Origin of the sequence: Cellvibrio sp. PSBB023, assembly GCF_002007605.1 — a bacterium.
Taxonomy (GTDB): Bacteria; Pseudomonadota; Gammaproteobacteria; order Pseudomonadales; family Cellvibrionaceae; genus Cellvibrio.
Window position 1 is genome coordinate 970159 of record NZ_CP019799.1, and the last position, 13687, is coordinate 983845.

12 protein-coding genes are annotated in these 13687 nt (G+C 49.6%); 8 read left to right on the forward strand and 4 right to left on the reverse strand.

Annotated elements, in window-relative coordinates; translation table 11 throughout:
* Positions 1–114: 114 nt before the first annotated feature.
* Both cmoB and cmoA read right to left on the reverse strand, forming a co-directional pair.
* The gene (gene cmoB, locus B0D95_RS04415; protein WP_210403713.1) at positions 115–1083 is read right to left on the reverse strand and encodes a tRNA 5-methoxyuridine(34)/uridine 5-oxyacetic acid(34) synthase CmoB; all 969 of its coding nucleotides are present in this window, start codon (positions 1081–1083) and stop codon (positions 115–117) included.
* Positions 1084–1106: 23 nt separating this feature from the next.
* A complete protein-coding gene (gene cmoA / locus B0D95_RS04420) occupies positions 1107–1859 on the reverse strand; it encodes a carboxy-S-adenosyl-L-methionine synthase CmoA (protein WP_094985962.1) in 753 nt (250 codons plus the stop codon).
* Between the two features lie 165 nt (positions 1860–2024).
* Between cmoA and B0D95_RS04425 the strand changes: the two genes are divergently transcribed.
* The 7 genes from B0D95_RS04425 to B0D95_RS04450 all read left to right on the forward strand — a co-directional run bounded on the left by B0D95_RS04425 (position 2025) and on the right by B0D95_RS04450 (position 8981).
* Positions 2025–3803: a bifunctional diguanylate cyclase/phosphodiesterase gene (locus B0D95_RS04425; protein ID WP_078042767.1), complete on the forward strand. Its 1779-nt coding sequence runs from the start codon at positions 2025–2027 to the stop codon at positions 3801–3803.
* An 89-nt stretch (positions 3804–3892) separates the two neighbouring features.
* On the forward strand, positions 3893–5536 hold the full coding sequence (locus B0D95_RS04430; RefSeq protein WP_246841722.1) for a tetratricopeptide repeat-containing response regulator: 1644 nt from the start codon (positions 3893–3895) through the stop codon (positions 5534–5536).
* Positions 5537–5538: 2 nt separating this feature from the next.
* Positions 5539–5763: a hypothetical protein gene (locus tag B0D95_RS20765; protein ID WP_246841723.1), complete on the forward strand. Its 225-nt coding sequence runs from the start codon at positions 5539–5541 to the stop codon at positions 5761–5763.
* Positions 5763–6260: a sensor histidine kinase KdpD gene (locus B0D95_RS04435; protein WP_246841724.1), complete on the forward strand. Its 498-nt coding sequence runs from the start codon at positions 5763–5765 to the stop codon at positions 6258–6260. Before B0D95_RS20765 ends, B0D95_RS04435 begins: the two co-directional genes overlap by 1 nt.
* Before the next feature lie 109 nt (positions 6261–6369).
* Positions 6370–7263 (forward strand): FHA domain-containing protein, encoded by an 894-nt coding sequence (locus B0D95_RS04440; protein ID WP_078042768.1) that lies wholly within the window; start codon positions 6370–6372, stop codon positions 7261–7263.
* Between the two features lie 71 nt (positions 7264–7334).
* The gene (locus tag B0D95_RS04445; RefSeq protein ID WP_078042769.1) at positions 7335–8654 is read left to right on the forward strand and encodes a DUF5610 domain-containing protein; all 1320 of its coding nucleotides are present in this window, start codon (positions 7335–7337) and stop codon (positions 8652–8654) included.
* A 78-nt stretch (positions 8655–8732) separates the two neighbouring features.
* Positions 8733–8981, forward strand: coding sequence for a glutaredoxin family protein (locus B0D95_RS04450; protein WP_078042770.1), 249 nt, complete (start codon positions 8733–8735; stop codon positions 8979–8981).
* 36 nt (positions 8982–9017) lie between these two features.
* On the opposite strand, the gene B0D95_RS04455 is transcribed toward B0D95_RS04450, so the two are convergent.
* Positions 9018–10256, reverse strand: a complete 1239-nt coding sequence (locus tag B0D95_RS04455) for an EAL and HDOD domain-containing protein (protein ID WP_078042771.1) — start codon at positions 10254–10256, stop codon at positions 9018–9020.
* 258 nt (positions 10257–10514) lie between these two features.
* Between B0D95_RS04455 and B0D95_RS04460 the strand changes: the two genes are divergently transcribed.
* The gene (locus B0D95_RS04460; protein ID WP_078042772.1) at positions 10515–11462 is read left to right on the forward strand and encodes a chemotaxis protein CheV; all 948 of its coding nucleotides are present in this window, start codon (positions 10515–10517) and stop codon (positions 11460–11462) included.
* Positions 11463–11584: 122 nt separating this feature from the next.
* Here B0D95_RS04460 and B0D95_RS04465 read toward each other — a convergent pair whose 3' ends face one another.
* Positions 11585–13579, reverse strand: a complete 1995-nt coding sequence (locus B0D95_RS04465; protein ID WP_246841725.1) for a transglycosylase SLT domain-containing protein — start codon at positions 13577–13579, stop codon at positions 11585–11587.
* Positions 13580–13687: the final 108 nt, after the last annotated feature.

Here is a 13687-nt window from a genome sequence, read left to right on the forward strand (position 1 = left end):
GGTATAAACGGCGCTGTCGCAAAATTGCTGTACAGCACCTTGGAAAACCTGAATAAAAAAGCCCCGACTATAAAAGATAGTCGGGGCTTTTTTATGTGTTGATTTTTATTTTGCTTAGGCTTCGGCAACAAATACCGCTCTGATAGGGGCAGGGTGGCCTTCAACGGTGCGCTGAGGATTGTTGGAATCTAAAAATTCCGGCAGTGAATGAAAACGCATCCATTCCGTCGCGCGTTGCTCTTCTGTTGTGGTGGGGCAAATATCTACAACGCGTGGATTTTGATAACCCATTTTGCGCAGCCAGGAAATCATGGTGTCGCAACTGGGCAAAAACCACACATTATTCATCATGCCATAGCGACCTTCAGGCACTAGCACATCGCCAGATTCTCCTTCAATAACCAGAGTCTCCAGCACCAATTGCCCGCCGGGACGCAGAGTGTTTTTTAATTCCAGCAGGTGATCCATGGGCGAGCGACGGTGATAAAAAACGCCCATGGAAAACACCGTATCAAAGGCGTGTAATTTTTCGGGTAAGTCTTCAATACCGAGCGGCAGTACATCAACCGGGTGATGGGCGCCGGCAAAATGTTTGATCATGTGAAATTGCACAATAAAGCGCGGGGATGGATCAATACCTATCACACGTTTTGCGCCCGCACCGAGCATGCGCCAGCAGTGATAGCCATTGCCGCAGCCAACATCCAGAATCAAGCGATCTTTGAGCGGCGCCAGGTGCGGCAACACACGATCCCATTTCCAATCCGAGCGCCATTCCGTATCAATGTGAATGTCGTGAATAAAGTAGGGGCCTTTGCGCCAGGGAATTAATTCTTGCAATACGGATTTGATGGTGGCGCGCGTGGTCTCGTCACAATCATTGCTCGTACCAATACGCACCGCATCAGTAAACTCGATATGCTGCGTGCTGACCGACGGCAATTTTGCCAAGGAGGCTTTCCAGCCAGCTAAATCACCGTAGCGTTTTTCACTGAGACCGGCGGCAATTTGCTCTGGTAGTATTTTGGCCCAATCAGCCAGCGCGGTATCTTCCAGTGCGTGAAGTAAATAGTCGTAATTAATCTGGGTCACTACAAAGCCTTGAGTTATTTAATCGCAATCAGCGACGCAAAATTAAAACATTGAAACCAAACATCTACACTGGAAAAACCGGCCTGACGTAAACGTTGGCGGTGGGCATCCAGTGTTTCCGGAATTAAATAATTTTCAATCGCGGCGCGTTTTTGCGCAATTTCCAAATCACTATAACCATTTGCGCGTTTGAAATTGTGGTGCAATTCAGTCATTAGTTGTTGGTGTGGCTCATCATCAAACGCCACTTTTTCCGAGAGAATTAACACACCGCCCGGATTGAGCCCATCACAAATAGCGCTAAGGGTTGGCAGGCGCTCCTCAACAGAAATAAATTGCAGCGTGAAGTTCAGTACCGCCATGGAGGCGTTGTTAATGGCAACCTGTTGAATGGCGGCTTCAACCAATTCCACAGGTACTTCACCGCTGTCTGCAGCAATTACTTGCTGGCAGCGTGCAATCATAGCGGCGGAATTATCAACGCCAATAATTTTGCAATTGGCGGCTTGAATGCGGTGACGCATTGCCAGTGTCGCGGCTCCCAGTGAACAGCCAAGGTCATAGCAATTACTATTGGCTTGCGCATAGCGTTCAGCCAGGTTGCCAATCATATTGATGATGGTGGCGTAACCGGGCACTGAGCGCTTGATCATATCGGGGAAGACATCCACCACGCGCTCATCAAAGGTAAAACGGCTGACCTCGGCCAGAGGGTTGGCGTAAATGGTGTCCGGGCTGGTAGCGGATGGGTGATCGCGGTTGGGCATGATATCAACTGATTGGTGATGATGTAGGCAGGTTGCTGCCGGGGCGGGCATTGTAGCGCCCAATGTCGATGACAACAAATTCCCACATTCATAAAACTGTCATCTTTCGGCGGGATTATTCTGACTATTACTTTCTATCCTCGCCAGCTGTTAAGTTGTGGTCCTATGCATTTGCAGAATAACGTTGTTCAATCATCACTTCTGCACAAGGAATTGCGCCGCTTGATTGAGTTCAAGCTGCTAACCCCTGTTTTCCAACCCATTATGGCGGTGGAGAATCCCCGTATTATCGGTTACGAGGCGCTGATTCGAGGCCCGGAAACCAGCCCCTTGCACAAACCCGATAGATTATTTGCGGTTGCCCGTGCATCGCGGCTGTTGGCATCCCTGGAGTTTGCCTGCCGCGAAGTGTCGTGTGAGCGCTTTGTCGAGTTAAATTTGCCCGGCAAATTATTCCTTAACATGAGTCCCATCAGTTTTACGGATAGCCAGTATCGCGATGGCGTAACCCGGGAAATTTTGCAGCGTGTAGGGCTCAGCGCGGAGCGCCTGGTATTTGAACTCACTGAAAGCCAACCACTGGATGAACTGGATTTACTCTGCGCCGCCTCCGATCATTTCAAACGTCAGGGTTTTGCTGTGGCGCTCGACGACTTGGGGGCCGGTTATGCTGGCTTGCGGGTGTGGAGCGAGCTCTGCCCGGACTATGTGAAAATTGATCGCCACTTTATTGCCGGTATTGATAAAGACCCGGTTAAGCGCGAATTCGTGCGGGCGATTTTGGATATTGCCCACCGCATGGGCCACAAAGCGATTGCAGAAGGTATAGAAACCGCAGCTGAATTTACCACGCTGGTTACCATGGGTGTTGATTATGCCCAAGGCTATTTTATTGCCCACCCGCAGGCTTTGCCTGCCACGGAATTGCCCGCGAACCTAGTGCAATTATCCGGCGCCTCTATGCACCGCTATCACGACCATTTCACGCGCCGTGTGGGGGAAATTGTTGTCGATTGTGCATTTGTTGAGCCGTCTGTCACGGCTGAAACCCTGGTTAAAATGTTCCGTGCCGATACGCGTTTGACCTGTATGCCCGTTGTCGACCAAGGACGGCCGTTGGGAATGGTCAGCCGTGCGGAAATACTGAATATTTTTTCGCGACGCTTTGCCCATGAGCTTTATGCACAGAAACCGGTCAGTGAATTTATTTGCGCCTTGTCGATTATTGTGGATGTGAATGCTGACCTTAAAACCGTTGGGCAATTAATCAGCGAGGACCCGGGGCAAAATCTCAGTGTGGACTTTATCGTCAGCGATAAGGATCAGTATTTGGGTGTTGGCAAAGTGCGTGATTTGTTGCGCTCCATCACCGAAGAAAAATTGCGCGTAGCTCGTCACAGTAACCCCTTGACCCAACTGCCGGGCAATGTGCCTTTATACGAATGGGTTGATCACTTGTTGTTGCATCAAAAAGCGTTTGTGGTGGCCTACTGCGATATCAATCACTTCAAGCCGTTTAATGATGCCTTTGGATACAGCGCTGGTGATGACGCGATTCTTAACCTTGGTCGAATTTTGTGCGCAGCGGTGGATAGCCAGCAGGATTTTGTCGGGCATGTGGGCGGCGATGATTTTATCGTGGTTTTTCGCTGTGCCGACTGGCAGCAGCGCTGTGAACAAATATTGGCAGAGTTTACCCGCATGAGTGAGCGGTTGATGCCGGATGCAACAACCGATTATTGGAGCACAGATCGCCAGGGGCGTCGGCAAAAGTTTGGTGCGTTAACCTTGGCAATAGGTGCGGTAGAACCGGATTTGGCGCAGTGCAAAACACATCATCAAATATCGCAGTTATTGGCTGAGGCCAAACAAAGTGCCAAGCAAGAGGGTGGTAATCGCTTGTTCCTATCCCGTCGACGTCAACCATCCGGGGCGCATTATTGATCGCTCTGCCGCCGGAATCCCGCTGAATCCGCTAGCCATAGGAAAATACTGAGCTATCCTTAGCTTGATTTCTTTCCGGAGGTGGACTAATGGCCGATCTTGGCTTTTACAAGATGCATGCATTGATAATTGACGACTTTGAGAATTTTCGCAGTACCCTGTACAAGATGCTCATGGATTTGGGAATAGGGAATGTGGATTCGGCAGCGTCTGGTGAAGAGGCGCTGCGCTATTGCAAAGCGCGCTGTTACGATCTGATTCTCTGTGACAATAATTTGGGAAAAGGCAAAAGTGGCCAGCAGGTGCTGGAAGAATTGCGTTCAACCGATAACCCCTGTGCCGATAGCCTGTTTATTCTGGTGTCGGCTGAATCCAGCAAAAGCATCATCATGGCTGCCTACGATTACGAGCCGGATGCTTACCTCGCCAAACCTATTACCCCCAAAGCCCTCGACCAGCGCCTTAACCGGTTATTTGAGCAGCGTTTGGAATTAAAAGAGGTGCTGGCGGCACAAAAAGCCGGTGAAGACGAGCAGGCCATTACCCTGTGCAATAAACTGATTGCGCAGGGGAGTCGCTATACCAACAGTTGCCAGAAAATTTTAGGGCAGCTCTATTTGCAACAACACAATTTGTCGGCAGCGGAAGAGCTCTACCGCACTGTTTTGGATAACCGCGAATTGGAGTGGGCCCAACTGGGCATGGTAAAAACCAAACTGGCTCAGCAGGATTTACTGGGTGCCCAGCAGTGGCTTGAAAATATTTTGCAGTCCAATCCGCTGTGTATGAAAGCCTATGATTTACAAGCCGAGTTATTCAAGTTGCAGCACAATACAGAAGGCTTGCAAGACATTTTACAAAAGGCGACAGATCTGTCGCCCCTGTCCATTTTGCGCCAGCAAGAGCTGGGCGTTGTGGCCCAGCAAAATAATGATTTGTTGACCGCTGCCAATGCACTCAAACGCGCTGTGAAACTGGGCGAGCATTCCTGTTTTGATAAGTCTGATGTTCACTCCCTGTTTGCTCAAGCTACCATCGATTTATTTTCCATGGATAAAGAACTGGCCAAGCCGTTGATACGGGATGCCATTGCCAGCGCCAATAATCTGGAAGATAAATTTGGCAAAAATAATTTACGTAAAGCGCAGTCGCTGTTGTTGGAGAGTCAATTACAAATCTGTGCAGGTGACCAGCGGCGTGCGCAGGACGCATTGGTGAATGCACAGTCCGTGTTGGGTAATACCAAGGACGACAGTGCGCTTCCGGTGCAAATCGAAATGGTGCGCGCCTTGCGATTGTTGGGGCGTAACAATGATGCGCAAAAATGCCTTGCCGATTTACTGGAACACTACGCTGCCGATGAGCAGCAATTACAAAAACTGGATGTATTGTTGGATGAGCCGCGCAGTGAAAAAAATAAGCTGATGGTGGCCGAAATTAACAAAAAAGGCATAGCCCATTACAACGCCAAAGATTTTTCGGCGGCGGCCGATGCGTTTAAAATCGCGCTGCAAAAATTACCTAATCATGTGGGCTTGCGTTTGAATTACGTACAAGCACTGATTGATAAGTTGAAAACCCAATTTAATCCGGCGCTCAGCGAGCGCATTCAACAAACCTTTACTAAAACGAGCGCCATCATATCGCCGCAGCACCCGCAGTTTCAGCGCTATCGTCAGTTGAATGATGTCTACAACAGCCTTGTCCGGGCGTTTGAGAAACAGCGAGGTTGAGAATGGAACAGCATCCAGAACCCAAGCATCCTGATCAGGATTACGATCAGGTTCCTATTGATTTTTCATTTGTGCTGGCCTCCAGCGTGCACGACATGAAAAATTCACTGGGGATGTTATTGAATACCCTGGGAGCCATGATGGAGGCGTCGCCCCCAAGGATGCCCAGCAGGCTAAATTCTTTTCAACATTGGAGTATGAGGCGGCGCGTATTAACGGTGAGTTAGTGCAGTTGCTATCACTCTACAAAATGGATGAAAAAACCCTGGCGGTATTGATTGATGAGCACCATTTGATTGACGTGATTGAAGAACAAATTGCTCGTAATGATGCTTTGTTGCGCTCGCGCAATATCCGTATCGAGGTGGATTGCGATGCAGATTTAGCCTGGTATTTTGATAGCGAATTGGTGGGTGGTGTATTAAATAATCTGGTCGTGAATTGCGCCCGCTATTGTCGCGAGCGCCTGTTGATCCGCGTGAGTGAGGAGCAGGGGTACCTCTGTATTTGTGTGGCGGACGATGGTCAGGGGTATCCGGAAAATATGTTGCTCGGCCCGATTCCCCAAGCATCAGTATCATTTAATTCCGGCAATACCCGGTTAGGGTTATTGTTTGCGCGTAAGGTGTTGTCACTTCATAAATCCAGAAAAGGGCAGGGTTATATGACCATTGAAAATGGCGGCCCACTGGGTGGCGGTGTGCTTAAGTTGCATCTCCCTTAATCCATTGGTGTATGTTTGCAAATGTAATCTGGTCGGGCGAGTGTTGAAATCAACATAAGCCTGCTGCATTATCAACGCCCGTTTCGTTTTTGTTTTCAGGTTAATTGCTATGCTCAAAATCCGCTTTAAAGACAATAAATATAATGCGGTATGGTTAGTTGAGCCAAAAATTACGATAGGTCGGTCAGCGACTAATGCATTGGTAATTGATGATCCGTTAGTAAGCGATGTGCACATGGAAGTCTTGGTGGACAATGAGCACCTCACGTTGCGCAACCTTGTGCCCTCACAAGCGGTTGTGGTCAATGGGCAAAAAATCACGGGCGCCTGCGAATTAAAACCCGATGACACTATCGTTATAGGGGCTGTTGAGCTGCTTGTAATAGACCCCAAGCGTGAGGCGCGCCTTGCGGCAGAACAACCGGCGCCTAACCCCCAGGTGCGTATGCCCAAAGCGACTGCTTGGTCACTCAAGGCCAATCATACGGCTTTGGCTAACCGGGTTTTCCCACTGAAAGACATCACCACGATTGGTCGCTCCACTGAGTGTGATATCAGCCTGCCAGCGGCGCATTTGTCGCGTCGTCACGCCCAGTTGCAAGTGATTGATGGCATGCTGTTTGTGAAAGACCTGGATTCTGCAAATGGCACCTTCCTCAATGGAAAGCGCGTAGCAGAGGCGAGGGTAAAACGCGGTGATGAGTTGCGCTTTGATGCGCTGAGTTTCGGTGTGATCGGGCCGGTAGATGTCATGGACAAAACCACTGTACGCAAGGTGGCACCGCAGGAATCCCCTGATATACAAGCCGAAGCCGTTGTACGTAAGTCGTCTGCGGCTCGCCCATCAGTACAAGTAGCCAGGGCCTCATCCGTTAAGCGCACCAGCGCCGCGCCCGTCCCCAAGATGCCAGTAGAAGAGACCAATAAAGGCAAATTTGGGCTGATTTTCCTGGGAGTATTGGCGCTTGTGGTTATAACAACCCTGATTTTAACGCGCAAATAAGTCTTTAAGCTTTACAGAAGCTGGTCGATAACCTGTGATGCTACAGACCGATGCAGCACATAGGTGAATTTATGACTATTTCCTCACTCAACAACCCGGCGTTAAACAACTCGCTTCCGGCAAGTGTGTCCAGCAATGGCTCGGCGTCCAGATCGGGCAGCATTAATTCGGCAGGCTCAGATGGCCGCGACGCACTTCAGGTGCCTGACACCAAAGTGATGACGCTGGAAGAAAAACGTCAGACCGCGCTGCAACTGGTCAATAAAACCCTGACCATGGCCTATGAAAAAATCGCCTCACGGGGGCAAAGTGCCAGCGCAGAATACGCGGCATTTGAGCCCTTAACCGCCGAGAAAGTGGCCAATAATATTCTTGGATTCATCGAGCGGCGCTTACAAATGGATGTTGCCGATGGCGCCACACAGGAAGAATTGCAAGCGCGGTTAGAGGCGGGGCTGTCCGGCTTCAAAAAGGGGTTTGCAGAAGCCAGTGAAAAATTGGAAGCCTTGAGTTTGCTGTCGCCGGAAATCAAGACGGATATAGGTAAAACCTACGATCTGGTGCTTGAGGGCGTAGATGCCTTGCGTGCCAAATTTATCCAGGCTGCGGCTGCTCCAGTAGCCGATGAGCCGCAAAAAACAGCACCTGTGACCAGCGAACAAATTACCTCGGGCGGTGCAAAAGCAGCACCGGTCGCGTTGGCGGTACCGGATTTTATCCCTGCGCCAACGTCCTACCTTGGTTATGCCAACTATGAATATGGCCGTGCACGTGAATTCAGCTTTGAGTTGACCACCAAAGAGGGTGACAAGGTGACCATCAAGGCCGCATCCAGTGAAGGTTTGGCGATGGAGGCAGGGCATGTAAGCAGGGGCGGGACTAGCCTGTCGGCGATGAATGCCAGTTACAGCTCCAGTCAGTCTTTTTCACTGAGTATCGAAGGGGATTTGAGCGAAGCTGAGTTAGTGGCCATTAATGATTTGCTTGGTCGCGTAAACGATTTGGCCGGGCAATTCTTTGCTGGTGATTTGGATGGCGCTTTTGCAAAAGCCATGAGCTTGGGGTTTGACTCCGAGCAAATTAGCGGTTTTGCCCTGAACCTGACTCAGGCTGAAATCCAACAGGTCACCAAAGCCTATCAAGCATTTGAGCCCGCTCGCGCAGCGACCAATGGCAACAGCAACGGCTTGAACCCTGAAAACTTATTGCCGCTAGGGAATTTTATCCGCGATCTGCTCGATAACCTTGATCGCGCGTCTGTATTTGCTGATCCTGAATTGTTGTTGACGAATCTGGCAGAAAAAATACCGGGCGACACTGAGCAGGACAAGGTACAAGGGCGCCGGTTTAGTGACTTTATGAAAGAAATACTGGCGTTGGAATTACGCTAGGATTCAACAATCCATCAGGTGGCACGAGGATTTCTCTTGTGTCACTGGTAAACTGCACTTTTTGTGCGGACGCTTGCTATGAAGTCCCTCTATTTATATTCCACTCCCGGTTGCCATCTCTGCGAGCTGGCACGGGAGGTTGTTGACCCGCTGTTGAATCATTACGCGCTGGTATTGGAAGAAATCGATATTGCTGCTTCAGATGAATTAATTGAACGCTATGGGGTGAAAATTCCGGTATTAAAATCGCCCCACCATATTGATGAACTCTGCTGGCCGTTTGATGCAGCGCAAACGGCGAATTTCCTCCAGCGTATTAGTGTGTAACCTGCGGTATTGCTCTGGGGATTGCTTGGCGAGCTGTTATTTTTCGTTGGCACTTACGCCCAAGGTGCTCATGGTCTCAGCAACCCAGCGCAGTGCGTCGATGTAAATTTCTGCCAGATTTTCCGGGGTAATACCCTGATCGGCAAGGTGATCCCAGTTTATCTCTTGCCAGTGCCCTTGCTCGTGCATTTGCACAATTTCCAGCACCATTCCCTCTGGCCCAGTGTGTTTTAGCATGGCCTGATTCAGGGGTTCACTCAGCGATAAATTGCGCAGTAACTCTTCCAATGGCGCATCTAAAAATGCATCCAGTGTCGATAGCAAACCCACTGTAAAAAAAGAATCTGGGCGCGAGCGCTGGTTAATTTTTGTGGCAATCATTTCGCACATGCGCGCGCGCGTGAGTGCAGTGATACTCAATTCATGGGGTTTGCCACTCAGGTTGGAGAGGGCTAATAAATTCACCCAGTTGCGCAGTTTGTTGAGCCCCAGCAGCATAATAGCCTGCCGCAGCGACTCCACATTGCGCGATAAACCAAAGGCAGCCGAGTTAACCAGTCGCAGCAGTTTAAAACTCAGCAAGGTATCGCGCGCAATCATGCGCTCTATTTTGTCGATAGGGGCATTGGGATCGTGCAAGGCGGAGAGTAATTGCAATACAGATTGTTTGTTTTCGGAAACTTTTCGCCCGCTGATAACGCGGGGTTTTGCCAAAAAATACCCTTGAAAAAGGTCAAAGCCCATGGCTTTGCATTTTTCAAACATATCGTAGGTTTCTACTTTTTCGGCGATCAAGGTGACACCAAAGGTTTTTAAATGGCTAACATGCTGTACAAGTTGTTCGGGCGATAATGCCAACACATCCAGTTTCACAATATCTGCATAAGGCACCAGGCTTTCGGTGTCGGCGCTCAGCTCAAAATCATCCAATGCAATAGTGTAACCTTGCTCGCGCAGTTGCTTGAGCGAGAAGAGCATGGCGGCATCAATTTGTTGGCCCTCAAGCACTTCAATCACCAGTTTTTGACGGCTAAAAGGCGGCGGCGAATTAAGCAGGGCACGGGTAAAATTCACAAATGCTTTATGGGTGCCTACTACTTCTTCAATGGAGAGTTCAGTGAAGGCATTAAGCAATACTTGTGAGCTGGCGGCATCGCCATCGGTTGAGGCGATGAACTTTAATTCGCTATTGCGACACAATAATTCATAAGCGACAACTTTCATGTTGCCATCAAATATTGGCTGGCGTGCGAGCAGTGGTATGGTTTCTGACATAGTGTGACGGACTGGATGCTAGTTGTTGTTAATGTGCCGCTTCCGGATATCCTGCTATCTTCCATGTTGAAGTGTAACTCGAAAAGAATATCTTACAATGTGCCTTTTGTTATAGCGGTTTCGCGCTACATCCTGTTATTTCAGGTTTAGTGTGTATTTTTGTCTATACTGCTAGGGTATTTGAATTCAAAAAGTGCTGGCCAGTATTTGCCAGCGTTGTTTTTTGCGGCCAAGCCCCTTTGACCACAGGGTAACAGAATGTCTAAGTTACTGGATTCCATTGATCAGCGTACCCGCTTGGTGGGTGAGAATCGTCTGGAATTATTAATGTTCCGCTTGGGCGGGCGTCAACTTTTTGCCATTAATGTTTTTAAAGTACAGGAAGTGGTAAAGATCCCCAAGTTACGCCATGTTCCTCATAGCCATCACCATATTCGGGGTGTTGCACACTTACGCGGCCAGGCAGTGCCAGTGATCGATTTGCGTGCAGCAATTGGCATGAGTCCGCTTAAGGATTTGGATAACGCCAATTTAATTGTGGCGGAATACAATCGCTCTGTGCAGGCGTTTTTGATTGGCGAGGTCGATCGCATTGTCAACTTGAATTGGGAGTTGATATTGCCTCCGCCAAAAGGCACCGGGCGCAGTCACTTTTTAACAGCTATCACCCGTATTGAAGATCAATTGGTAGAGATTTTGGATGTCGAGCGCGTACTTGCTGACATCATCCCTTACAACACACAGGTGTCAGCAGACGTGTTGGATTCCGATCTGGTACAGGAAGCGCGTCGACGTAAATTGAAAGTATTACTGGCAGAGGATTCGCCCACGGCCGTCAAGCAGGTTGTGGAAACCCTGGGCAATATTGGTATTGAAGTGCTATCGGTACAGGATGGTTTGCAAGCGTTAAACTTGTTGCGCCAATGGTCAGCTTCCGGACGCAAAGTGACCGATGAAATTTTAATGTTGGTAACGGATGCCGAAATGCCCGAGATGGATGGCTATCGTTTAACGGCAGAAGTGCGTAAAGATCCTGCGCTACGGGATTTGTACGTGGTTCTGCATACATCGCTCAGCGGCAGTTTTAACAAAGCAATGGTTGAAAAGGTGGGATGTAACGATTTCTTGTCCAAATTCCAGCCGGATGAATTGGCGGCTGTGGTGCAAAAACGATTACGTGCCTTTTTGAGCCAGCCTGCCAGCTAAGTGTTTTACTCTCGATACATCACAAACACCTAAGCCAGAAAAACCTAAGTCACAAATAATAACGCCACCGATTGGCTCAATCGGTGGCGTTATTATTTGTGACTTAGGTTTTTCTAGCGAAATTAAAGAGTGCGATTTGCCTCTTCCGGTGTTACGAAGCTGGTTTCCTGCCCGAGACGATAGGCATAAATCACTGAGAAAGACAGGATATTTTGCACATAACCCCTTGTCTCTTTGAATGGAATGGTTTCGATCCACACGTCATAAGGCAATTGCGCGCTTTTTTCTTTGTTCATCCATTGGCGTACACGCGATGGACCGGCGTTGTAGGCAGCAGCGGCAAGAATACGGTTGCCATCAAACACACCTAATAAATAGTCCAGGTAACGGCTGCCCAAGGCGATATTTTTATCCGGCTGTATTAAATCCTGCGGGTTAAAACTCATCCCGCTTTTTTGTGCGGTTTGTTTCGCTGTTGAGGGTAAGAGTTGCATCAAGCCTACAGCACCGGCTGGCGATTTTGCATCGGGCATAAAGGCGCTTTCCTGACGGGCGACGGCAAAAATCAGCAGCGGATTCACAGAGGTTTGCTTGGCCGCTTTGGTGACTTGATCCTGATACACAATCGGGAAGCGAACTTGCAATTCGTCCCAGAGTTGCGCCTCAGCCATCACTTGAATGCCATGGCGGTGCCAGCCCCAGCGCTCTGCCAGGCGACCGGCAATTGCGGCTTGCTCAGGCGGCATGCGGCGCGCGCTGTAAAAAAATTCGCGGGTGGCTGCCGGTAATTCACCGCGCTCTAAAAATTCGCGAGCGCGCAACATGCCCTGGCTATTTTCTACCGCACGCACCTGTTCATCGCTCACGATGATCGGACGGTCGAGCAGGTGATAATTAATACCGGTTTTATCGGCAGCAAGGAAGCCATAGAAGCTGCGAGCAGGCGCCACACTGTTGTATATCGCCATAGGCGTTTCGCCATTTATTTCCTTGATGCCCAGCTCTTCCATGGTGCGCGCCTGCCAATAACGCCAGCGCTCGGTGCTGCGCGCCTCATCTGGCAGACGCGTCAACCATTCATTAACTTGTTCCCAATGCTGTTTGCGCAGTGATTCCCGCAGCAGCCATTCAAGCAGGTCAACACTGTTTAAACCGGGTGTGGAAGCTACCAGATTTTGCGCTTCGGTATCGTAATCCTGATGCAGTAATCGCAGCGCAATATGGTGTTTGATGGTATTGCGGTCTTCGTCGCTAAACAGTTGTTGTGCGTCATAAATTCGCCACAGGCTCAACGCTTCTTTGGCATTCAATCGCGCTAATTTCTCCAACCCATGCAGGATGATGGTTTTCATGTGTGGCGATTGTTTGGCAAATTTGCCGGTTTGCTTGAGCAAGCGCGGGTTGGCATTAACTTGCTGAAGCAGCAGGGCATTCGGACGCTCTGCCGCCGGCAAGAGGTTGCTTAAGTAGCTGGCCATACTATTATTGCCCGCTTTCAGCACTTTGAGGTGACGCTGCCAAATCAATTCCGGTGTCATGCGGCCAGCTTTGCGCCAATCAGCAAACACCGGGTCACAGGCTTTGGATTGCGCTTTTTCAATATTCCACAAGGCGGCTACGTCATCCATCGCGGTTTTATCACCTGTTGCCAAGCGCGCACGCAGGTTGAGACAGGCCAGTTCCGGGTCAGTCAGGCGTTTATCGTAATAGTGGCGATAATCTGTCCACTGCTCACGCAGTGCCAGGGTGCGCAACCAGCGATGGGTCAATCGCTCGGCCAAAAATGAATCCGGGTAGCGGGCATAAAATGCATCGACATCTTTGCGCGGTAGTCCGATCAAACGTTCGCTTAATTCCTGGTATTCCAGGTAGGGCAGCAGCGGGTAATTTTGTAATTGCTTGGCGAGCTGTCGGTATTCGGCGGTATTTTTTGCGTTTAAGGCTTTTTGTGCCTGATTGTATTTTTGTCGTTCAAGCTGGCGAGCATCGGGTTTGCTGGTCTGTTTGGCGGGCGCGGGAGTGGCGGCGGATGCCGTGCTGGCGATGGTCAGGGTCATACTGCCGATCAATACGCTGGCACTCAATGACAGCGGCCAAAGTATCTTCGAAAACCTCATGGGAACCTCAATTCTTATCTTGCCAATTATTGTCGTTGCTGGACGGTTATCTAGTCGGCGGGTTGGTTATGTGTGCCTGCTGGGATATGATGCGGCTCCTTTGAGAAT

Bases quoted from the DNA above. Each gene is read 5' to 3' on its own strand.
- B0D95_RS20765 (WP_246841723.1), top strand. From the start codon at position 5,539: ATGGAACAGCATCCAGAACCCAAGCATCCTGATCAGGATTACGATCAG.
- B0D95_RS04440 (WP_078042768.1), top strand. From the start codon at position 6,370: ATGCTCAAAATCCGCTTTAAAGACAATAAATATAATGCGGTATGGTTA.
- B0D95_RS04430 (WP_246841722.1), top strand. From the start codon at position 3,893: ATGGCCGATCTTGGCTTTTACAAGATGCATGCATTGATAATTGACGAC.
- cmoA (WP_094985962.1), bottom strand. From the start codon at position 1,859: ATGCCCAACCGCGATCACCCATCCGCTACCAGCCCGGACACCATTTAC.
- B0D95_RS04465 (WP_246841725.1), bottom strand. From the start codon at position 13,579: ATGAGGTTTTCGAAGATACTTTGGCCGCTGTCATTGAGTGCCAGCGTA.
- B0D95_RS04455 (WP_078042771.1), bottom strand. From the start codon at position 10,256: ATGTCAGAAACCATACCACTGCTCGCACGCCAGCCAATATTTGATGGC.
- B0D95_RS04450 (WP_078042770.1), top strand. From the start codon at position 8,733: ATGAAGTCCCTCTATTTATATTCCACTCCCGGTTGCCATCTCTGCGAG.
- B0D95_RS04425 (WP_078042767.1), top strand. From the start codon at position 2,025: ATGCATTTGCAGAATAACGTTGTTCAATCATCACTTCTGCACAAGGAA.
- B0D95_RS04460 (WP_078042772.1), top strand. From the start codon at position 10,515: ATGTCTAAGTTACTGGATTCCATTGATCAGCGTACCCGCTTGGTGGGT.
- B0D95_RS04445 (WP_078042769.1), top strand. From the start codon at position 7,335: ATGACTATTTCCTCACTCAACAACCCGGCGTTAAACAACTCGCTTCCG.